Origin of the sequence: Streptomyces sp. UNOB3_S3 (assembly GCF_020740895.1) — a bacterium.
Classification (GTDB): Bacteria; Actinomycetota; Actinomycetes; order Streptomycetales; family Streptomycetaceae; genus Streptomyces.
On the sequence record NZ_JAILXP010000419.1, the window covers coordinates 1 to 5,842 of the forward strand.

5 protein-coding genes and 1 pseudogene are annotated in these 5,842 nt (G+C 71.4%); all 6 read right to left on the minus strand.

Going from position 1 to position 5,842, the window contains the following annotated elements; translation table 11 throughout:
- Window positions 1-214: pseudogene (locus K6I33_RS30475) on the minus strand (hypothetical protein); the annotation flags it as partial.
- Window positions 215-384: 170 nt separating this feature from the next.
- Window positions 385-933 carry an adenine phosphoribosyltransferase gene (locus K6I33_RS30480; protein ID WP_229357779.1) on the minus strand — a complete coding sequence of 183 codons (549 nt, stop codon included), beginning with the start codon at window positions 931-933 and terminating at the stop codon, window positions 385-387.
- Window positions 930-2,045: a protein translocase subunit SecF gene (secF, locus tag K6I33_RS30485; RefSeq protein WP_229357780.1), complete on the minus strand. Its 1,116-nt coding sequence runs from the start codon at window positions 2,043-2,045 to the stop codon at window positions 930-932. The genes K6I33_RS30480 and secF overlap by 4 nt, the downstream gene beginning before the upstream one ends.
- Window position 2,046: 1 nt before the next feature.
- Complete coding sequence (secD, locus tag K6I33_RS30490; RefSeq protein ID WP_229357781.1) at window positions 2,047-3,867, minus strand: protein translocase subunit SecD; 1,821 nt, start codon at window positions 3,865-3,867, stop codon at window positions 2,047-2,049.
- A gap of 148 nt (window positions 3,868-4,015) precedes the next feature.
- Window positions 4,016-4,519 carry a preprotein translocase subunit YajC gene (yajC, locus tag K6I33_RS30495; protein ID WP_229357782.1) on the minus strand — a complete coding sequence of 168 codons (504 nt, stop codon included), beginning with the start codon at window positions 4,517-4,519 and terminating at the stop codon, window positions 4,016-4,018.
- A 163-nt stretch (window positions 4,520-4,682) separates the two neighbouring features.
- Window positions 4,683-5,759 (minus strand): Holliday junction branch migration DNA helicase RuvB, encoded by a 1,077-nt coding sequence (gene ruvB / locus K6I33_RS30500; protein WP_229357783.1) that lies wholly within the window; start codon window positions 5,757-5,759, stop codon window positions 4,683-4,685.
- Window positions 5,760-5,842: the final 83 nt, after the last annotated feature.

Sequence of the window (5,842 nt, forward strand, 5' to 3'; positions counted from 1 at the left end):
CCGCGGGCTGGGGCCGGGCCGCGGTGGGCTGCCGGTCGGTCTTGTGGTGCGGGGTGCCCGCGGCCTGCGGACGGCTCCGCTCCCCGTCCGTGCCCCGGTCGGGCCCGTCCGTGCCGCGTGGGCGGCCGGAGGGCGTGCCCGTGACCGCCGCGGCCTCGGGAGACGGCTTCTTGTCCTGTTGAGCGGCGGTGAGCGGCTGGACCTCGTCTGGCAAGAGCACTCCTCATGCGTACCGGCCCCCCGTTCAGGTCCGGACTGCCATGGTATCGATCCCGGCCACCGGACCGCCGCGCACGGGGCGCCAACAGGAACAACAGCGGCGGGCACCGGGGCCTTCCCCGGTGCCCGCCGCGCGCAGTGTGGGCCCACCCGTCGCCGGGCGGCTCAGACGGTGATCAGCGCCTCCAGGGGGGCGCCCTCGAGGGCGGGCTCCAGCCGGGCGCGGCCCGGCAGGAAGCCCAGCTCCATCAGCACCGCGACGCCCGCGACCTGGGCGCCGGCGCGCCGGATCAGCTTCAGCGACGCCTCGGCCGTGCCGCCGGTGGCCAGCACGTCGTCGATGACGAGGACGCGGTCGCCCGCGACGAGCGCGTCGGCGTGCATCTCGATCTCGGCGGTGCCGTACTCCAGCTCGTACGACTGGGCGAGGGTGGCGCCGGGGAGCTTGCCGGCCTTGCGGACGGGCACGAAGCCCAGCCCGGCGCGGACGGCGACCGGGGCCGCCAGGATGAAGCCGCGCGCCTCCAGGCCGACGACCTTGGTGGCGCCGTGGCGCTCGCAGAGCCCGGCGAGGGCGTCGGTGAGCGCCGCGAACGCCTCGGCGTCGGCGAGCAGCGGGGTGATGTCCTTGAACATCACGCCCGGCTTCGGGTAGTCCGGCACGTCGTGGATGCGGCTGAGCAGCAGCTCGCGCAGGTCCTGGGGGGCGCTCATCCGCGCTTCCCCGAGGGACGGCCGCCGCGGCCGCGGCTCTGGCGGCGCTGGGAGACGACCCCGGCGGGGGCGTCCTCCGGCGCGTCGTCGTCCGCGTCGGACGGCTCGCGGTCCTGGGCGGCCCCGCCCGCCTCGGCCTTGGCGGCGTCGGCGGCGCGACGGGCGCGCACCCGCTTGGCCAGGGCCTTCATCTGCGGTTCCCGCTCCTTGAGGTCGGCGACCAGCGGGGTGGCGATGAAGATCGAGGAGTAGGCGCCGGCCGCGAGGCCGACGAACAGGGCGAGCGAGATGTCGTTGAGCATGCCCGCGCCGAGGAAGCCGCCGCCGATGAACAGCAGGCCGGCGACCGGCAGCAGCGCGACGACCGTGGTGTTGATGGAGCGCACCAGGGTGCCGTTGAGGCTGCGGTTGGCGATCTCGCTGTAGGTGAAGCGGGTCTGCTTGGTGAGGTCCTTCGCGCTCTCCTTCAGACCGTCGAAGACGACGACGGTGTCGTAGAGGGAGTAGCCGAGGATCGTCAGCAGACCGATCACGGTGCCCGGGGTGACCTCGAAGCCGACGAGCGCGTAGACGCCGACGGTGATGGTGAGGTCGTGGATCAGGGCGATCAGCGCGGCCACCGCCATCCGCCATTCGAAGGCGATGGCCAGGTAGATGACCACGAGGATCATGAAGATGGCGAGGCCGGTCCAGGCCTTGTTGGCGATCTGGTCACCCCAGCTGGGGCCGACGATGTCCGTGTTGACCTTGTTCAGGTCGACGTCCAGCTTCTTGGCCAGCGCTTCCTGGGTCTTGCGGGACTGCTCGGGGGTGAGGTCGCTGACCTGGACGCGCAGCGTCTTGTCACCGAGCTTCTGGACCACCGCGGGGTGCCCCGAGACGTCCTGGGCCGTCTTGCGGGCGGCCTCGGCCGAGACCGAGGTCTTGGGGGTGGTGAAGACCGCGCCGCCGGAGAACTCGATGCCGAAGTTCAGACCACGCACCGCCAGGCCGACGATGGCCGTGATGGTGATCAGGATCGAGATGCCGTACCAGATCTTCCGCTTGGCCACGAAGTCATAGCCGACCTCGCCGCGGTAGAGCCGGGCGCCGAGAGTGCCGAGTCGCGACATCTCACGCCTCCTTCGGGTCGACGGTGGCGGAGGGACGGCGGCGGGAGGCCCGCAGCGGCGGCTTGGCGCCGAGCCGCTGGGGGTCCAGACCGGACCACGGGTGGCCGCTGGCGAAGAACTTGCGGCGGGCGAGGATCGTCATGAGGGGCTTGGTGAAGAGGAAGACCACGACGACGTCGAGGAGCGTGGTCAGGCCGAGGGTGAACGCGAAGCCCTGCACCTTGCCGACGGTGACGATGAAGAGCACCGCGGCGGCGAGGAAGGAGACGAAGTCCGAGACGAGGATCGTACGGCGGGCGCGCGGCCAGCCGCGCTCCACGGCGGGACGCAGGGTGCGGCCCTCTCGGATCTCGTCGCGGATGCGCTCGAAGTAGACGATGAACGAGTCGGCGGTGATGCCGATGGCGACGATGGCGCCGCAGACGGCCGGCAGGTTCAGCGCGAAGCCGATGGCCGGGCCGAGCAGGACCATGATCGTGTAGGTGAGCACGGCGGAGCACCCGAGGCTCGCGAGGGCGACGAGCGCCAGACCGCGGTAGTAGATCACCAGGTAGAGGACGACGAGCGCGAGGCCGATGGCACCGGCGATCAGACCGGCCCGCAGCTGCTCACCGCCGAGCGCGGCGGTCACCGACTGCTCGGTGACGACGTCGAAGGACAGCGGCAGGGCGCCGTAGGACAGCACGTTGGCGAGGTCCTGGGCGCTCTCCTGGGTGAAGCCGCCGGAGATCTCCGCCTGGCCGCCGACGATGGAGGTGCTCACGGAGGGGTCGGAGACGACCTCGCCGTCGAGGACGATCGCGAACTGGTTCTGCGGCGACGGCTTGCCGGCCAGCTGGCCGGTGACCTGGGCGAACTTCTTGGCGCCGGAGGAGTCGAACTTCAGCTGGACGAGCCAGCCCTTGCCGCCCTGGGCGTCGAAGACGGCGTTGGCGTCCTTGATGGCCGTGCCCTCCACGGCCACCGGGCCGAGGATCTCCTTGACGGAGCCGTCCTTGCGGCACGCGACGATGGGGTCGGTGGGCTTGGCGAGGGACGCGGCCTCGTTGGCCTTGGAGCGGCTCTCCTTGGTGGAGCAGTCCAGGGCGTCGAGCTGCTTCTGGAGGGCGGCCACGTCACCGGTGCCCGGCGTGGGCGTCGGGGTGGGCGCCTTCTTGTCGTCCTTCTTCGCGCCGTCCTGCTTGGCGTCGTCCTTCTTGCCGTCGGACACGGACGCGGTGGCCTGCGGGGTCGGGGTGCCGTCGGCCTTGAGGGCGTCGGTCACGGGACGGCCCTGGGGGCTGGCGGACGTCGAGGGCGAGCCGGAAGGCTTGTTCTTGTCGGCGGACTTGTCGCCGGACTTGTCGCCCTTGTCCTGCTTCCCCTTGCCCTTGTCGGCCGAGGAGCCGGGCGTCGGCTCGGGCGCCTTGATACCGGCGGTCGCGGTGAGGACGGGCCGGAAACCGAGCTGAGCGGTGGTGCCGACCTGCTGGCGAGCCTGCTTCGCGTTCGTCCCCCGGGGGATGTTCACGATGATGTGCTTGCTGCCCTGCGTCTGGACCTCGGCCTCGGTCACACCAAGACCGTTGACACGCCGCTCGATGATGCCGACGGCGGTGTCCATATTGGTCTTGTTGATCGCGTTGGGCTTGCCCGGCTGGTTCTTGGCCTCCAGCGTGAAGCTGGTGCCGCCCGCGAGGTCGATGCCCAACCGCGGTGTCGTGTGCCCGGAGGCGAACATCCCCCCGGTGAGCGCCACCATGGCGATCAGGATCAGGGCCAGGACTCGTCCCGGCCTGCCCTGGCCGCCCGGGGACCTGCGGCCCTTCTTCGGTGCTGCCACCTTGTCGTTTCTCCCTGTCCAACCGCCCGGCTTCGGGTGTTCGCCGGGCGGCCACGAAATGATGTGGGGACCTGCCCCCGCCGGAGCCTAGACCGTAACGGAACCGCGGCGCACCGCTCAGTGGGTGCTCCGCGGTTCCGGAGAAGGGCTACTTGGCGTCGGTGTCGCCGTCCCGCTTCGCGTCCTTGTCCTTCGGCTCGGTCGCCTCGCCGGACTTCTCGGCCCCCGTGTCGGCGTCCTTGGCCTCACCGGCGGCCGGAGCGGCGTCCTTGCCCAGGTCGATCTTCTTCTCGACCGGGGGCTCGCCGGCCTCGACGGCCTCGGTGAGCGAGGAGGCGTCGTCCGGCACGACCGGGGTCTCCTCCGGCTCCAGGCCGTGGACGATGCGGTTGTACTCGGCGTCCTCCAGGACGGCACCGATGGCGTTCTTCGCGTAGATCGCGTGGACGCCCGGGGCGACCTCCAGGAGAACCGTGTCGTCGTGGATCTCCTTGACGGTCGCGTACATGCCGCCGATCGTCCGGACACCGGTACCCGGCTGCATCTGGTCGCGCATCTGGACGGCCTGGCGCTGCTTGTTCTTCGCCGAGCGGGTCATCAGGAACATGGCCCCGATGAGCACGATGAACGGCAGGAGAGTCGCGATATTCACGGGACGGGGATTCCTTCACACGACCGCTGGGGAAACGGCCTGGTCTACGGGGGTGGTATGCCGCACAATACGGGCGGCATCGGCGGAGTCTAAGCGAGTCCGCACCGATGGAACAACGCCCAGCATGGCACCGTGGTTCCTGAGCGGACCAGCCCCCGCGCCGTCACTCCCCGAAGAGACCCCGCTGGCCGGGGCCACCGCCCTGCTGCTGCGGCGGCACCATCCCGAGGTGCGACCAGGCCGCCGGCGTGGCGACCCGGCCCCGGGGCGTACGGGCCAGCAGCCCCTCCCGCACCAGGAAGGGCTCGGCGACCTCCTCGACCGTCTCGCGCTCCTCCCCCACGGCCACCGCCAGCGTGGACAGCCCGACGGGACCGCCGCCGAACAGCTTGAGCAGCGCCGTGAGCACGGCCCGGTCCAGCCGGTCCAGGCCGCGGCCGTCCACCTCGTACACCTGGAGGGCCTGGGCGGCGATCTCCTGGGTGATCACACCGTCGGCCTTGACCTGCGCGTAGTCGCGGACGCGGCGCAGCAGCCGGTTGGCGATGCGGGGCGTGCCACGGGAGCGGCCGGCGATCTCGGCGGCGCCCTGGTCCGCCATCTCCACGTCGAGGAGGCGGGCGGAGCGGCGGACGACGCGCTGGAGCTCGGCGGGCGAGTAGAACTCCATGTGGCCGGTGAAGCCGAAGCGGTCGCGCAGCGGGGGCGGCAGCAGCCCGGCCCGGGTGGTGGCGCCGACGAGGGTGAAGGGCGGCAGCTCCAGGGGGATGGCGGTGGCGCCGGGCCCCTTGCCGACGACGACGTCGACCCGGAAGTCCTCCATGGCCATGTAGAGCATCTCCTCGGCGGGCCGGGACATGCGGTGGATCTCGTCGAGGAAGAGGACCTCGCCCTCGGTGAGGGAGGAGAGGATCGCGGCGAGGTCGCCGGCGTGCTGGATGGCGGGGCCGGAGGTGATGCGGATGGGGGCGCCCATCTCGGCCGCGATGATCATCGACAGGGTGGTCTTGCCGAGACCGGGGGCGCCGGAGAGCAGCACGTGGTCGGCGGTGGCGCCCCGGGCGCGGGCGGCCTTCAGGACGAGGTCGAGCTGTTCGCGGACGCGCTCCTGCCCGATGAACTCGTCCAGGTCCTTGGGCCGCAGCGCGGCCTCGACCGCCTGATCCTCCCCATCGGCGACGGTACCGACGAGCCGGTCGCCGGTACGGGTGTCAGGTACGGACTCGTCGTCCCAGTTCACGGGTAGAACCTCACGGTCGGAAGGATGGGTTTGTGGGCAGGCGTTCCGCAGGGCTGGGGGCACCTCCCAGCGGTAGCTGGGGG

Coding starts and splice junctions, on each gene's coding strand:
- secF (WP_229357780.1), bottom strand. CDS start 2,045: ATGTCGCGACTCGGCACTCTCGGCGCCCGGCTCTACCGCGGCGAGGTC.
- K6I33_RS30480 (WP_229357779.1), bottom strand. CDS start 933: ATGAGCGCCCCCCAGGACCTGCGCGAGCTGCTGCTCAGCCGCATCCAC.